The organism is Lysinibacillus sp. ZYM-1 (assembly GCF_001308875.1).
GTDB lineage: Bacteria > Bacillota > Bacilli > Bacillales_A > Planococcaceae > Lysinibacillus.
Window position 1 is genome coordinate 1 of sequence record NZ_KQ465176.1, and the last position, 2,716, is coordinate 2,716.

Annotated in this window: 2 protein-coding genes; one reads left to right on the forward strand and one right to left on the reverse strand. The window is 34.0% G+C overall.

The annotated features are described in order from the left end of the window. Positions 1-138 precede the first annotated feature (138 nt). On the reverse strand, positions 139-1,098 hold the full coding sequence (locus AO843_RS23670; RefSeq protein WP_054613498.1) for a proline dehydrogenase family protein: 960 nt from the start codon (positions 1,096-1,098) through the stop codon (positions 139-141). A 126-nt stretch (positions 1,099-1,224) separates the two neighbouring features. On the opposite strand from AO843_RS23670, the gene AO843_RS23675 reads away from it, so the two are divergent. After that, entirely contained in the window at positions 1,225-2,631 is a 1,407-nt protein-coding gene (locus tag AO843_RS23675) for a MocR-like pyridoxine biosynthesis transcription factor PdxR (RefSeq protein ID WP_054613497.1), read from the forward strand. Positions 2,632-2,716 lie beyond the last annotated feature (85 nt).

Here is a 2,716-nt window from a genome sequence, read left to right on the forward strand (position 1 = left end):
CTTTAATGGAATAAGAAAAATTCATTTTAAACATAAAATACATAATGTAACATCTTTATTGTGATTCAACATCATATACCTCTGTTTTTGTGAAAAATTGGACTATATATTTTCAAAAATTTAGGGTTAAATGGTTTTTCAATATGATCTACTACTCTCTGGTAAAGATGGATTGATCATATCTGTTACTGCACGATATAGATTTTCCGGATATTCAGCTATTCGATGACATAAATACAAGTACCACTCTTTTCCGTAAGTCAAGTATACTTTACAGTTATACTCTTTGCTTTTTAAATTACTTAACAAATCTGGACGTATTCCATAGAGCATTTCTATTTCTACATTGGGATGATTAAGATATTGACGGTGTACAATTTCTTGAATAAGAGTTTCATCATGTGTAGCTATAGAAACTGGGTGGTTAGCTTCTATTATTTGTTCTACAAGTTTAAGATAACAGTTATTCAATTCCTTCGATCTAGACATAGCAACTTCGGCAGATTCTTGATAAGCCCCTTTGACAACTCGTATTTTCCCAGGATAACGAATGAGTTCCTGGATATCATTGTTAGATCGATATAAGTGTGCCTGTATAGTTATCCCCACATTTGGGTACTGCTCAGATGCTTTTTTATAGATATCGAGAATGTCATTCGTTTTCGATGATTCCTCCATACTTATCATAAGTGTAATTCCGTACATATTTGCTTTCTTGGCTATCTGAAGCAAATGAATATAAGCTGTTTCTGGATTCACAGATAATCCAATATGTGAGAGATCAAGCGAAACAGTTTGCTTAATAGTCATAGAACCCATTTTTTCTATGAGATTCAAAAACTCATCTTTGGCTTTTATGCATTTTTTTAAATCTGTTATATTTTCCCCTATGTATTCAAGTGAAATAAAATAACCTTTTGAGATCAGCTCATTTGCTATCTCGATTCCTTCTTGTTTATTTTCTCCTGTAACAAACCGTTTGGCAGCTTTCAATAATAATGGATAGAGTTCATTGGATTGTTGAATATAGGATTTAATATGTTCATTTCGTGCAACCGATTTAAGTGCTTGAGCGACTTGAACTTCAGGGGTTTTCATCATTATTATACATCTCCTTTTTACTATTTGAATCCAGTTTATCATGGTAAAATGGTTTATATTAGTACCACTTAACATCTTTTTTGATGGTACCACTTTTATTTATTGAAGGGGGAAAATGTAAATATGCTTTGGATACCCATTGACCGGTCGTTAGATATACCTTTATTTAGACAAGTTTATCAGCAAATACGAGAACAAATTTTAAACGGGGACTTACAATCAGAAGAAAAACTACCGTCGACACGTGAACTATCTTCTGAGTTGAATGTGTCCAGGAATGTGATTTTGGAAGCGTATGATCAATTATTGGCTGAAGGGTTTTTAGTTGCAAAAAGGGGTGCTGGAACATTTGTTGCTGAAGGAGCTTTTTTAGAACAACATAAAAAGGCGCCTTTATTTCATTGGAGTGAAGATGAAAACAATGAAGATCACATCATCAACTTTCGTTCAGGGATACCTTCACTGGATTTATTTCCAAGGAAGACATGGGCGAAATTATCTCACAGCACATGGAATGAAGCATCACCTTCTACGTTTGGGTATGACCTCCCTGAAGGACGACAGGAATTAAGGCAGGTTTTATCGCGCTATTTACTGAAAACTAGGGGTGTTGATTGTCATCCAGAGCAAATTGTGATTACTTCTGGTGCAACTCAAGCTCTGACACTTGTTTCTAAATTACTTTTATCGCCGGATGATACAGTGATAATGGAAGATCCTATCACCAATGATATTCAAACTATATTTAAAACTTCAGGCGCTCTTCTTTACCCTATACCTGTTGACGAATATGGAATGAAGACATCTTTGCTGCCATTAAATAATATTCCAAGATTCATCTTTGTTACTCCGTCCCACCAGTTTCCGTTAGGAGGAACGTTGCCAATTCAACGACGGATTCAATTGATTAATTACTCAAGAAAAACAAATTGTTATCTTGTTGAAGATGATTATGACAGTGAGTTTAGATATGAAGGCCCACCTGTAAGTTCATTACAAGGATTGGAACCGGAACGTGTGTTATATATTGGTTCGTTTAGTAAAATCTTATCACCTGCTCTTAGAATGGGATATTTAATTCTTCCTTCACATCTTATTGAAAAATGCCGCAGTCTAAAATGGTTTTCGGATCTTCATACGCCTTCTTTAGATCAGCTTATTCTTGCCCGTTTTATTGATGATGGTTATTTGGAACGACATATTTCGAAGATGAAGAAGATTTATAAAAGTCGAAGAAACTTCCTTATCCATTGTTTAAAAACTACATTTTCGAATAAAGTTAATATAATCGGTTATTCGACTGGATTACACCTAATTGTTGAAATAACTGACTCTCATTTTTCAAAGGAATTAATTGGAGAAATCGAACAAATTGGAGTTAAAGTATATCCTGTAGAAGACCATACAATTAAAAAGGGAAAACACCTTAATCGAATTATTATTGGGTATGGCCATCTAAAAAATGAAGAAATAAAAGAGGGCGTAAGGAGATTACATCAAGCAATTTATAGTACCAAAATCTTTAAGTAAGCCGGTTAATCCTTATTGAAAAGGAAAACCGGCTTTTTTTATCTAGAAATTGGTTTAGTACGTTTTCCGTGTTTTTCTACAGTAC

Excerpts from the sequence above, each read along its gene's own strand:
- AO843_RS23670 (WP_054613498.1), bottom strand. The coding sequence starts at position 1,098 with ATGAAAACCCCTGAAGTTCAAGTCGCTCAAGCACTTAAATCGGTTGCA.
- AO843_RS23675 (WP_054613497.1), top strand. The coding sequence starts at position 1,225 with ATGCTTTGGATACCCATTGACCGGTCGTTAGATATACCTTTATTTAGA.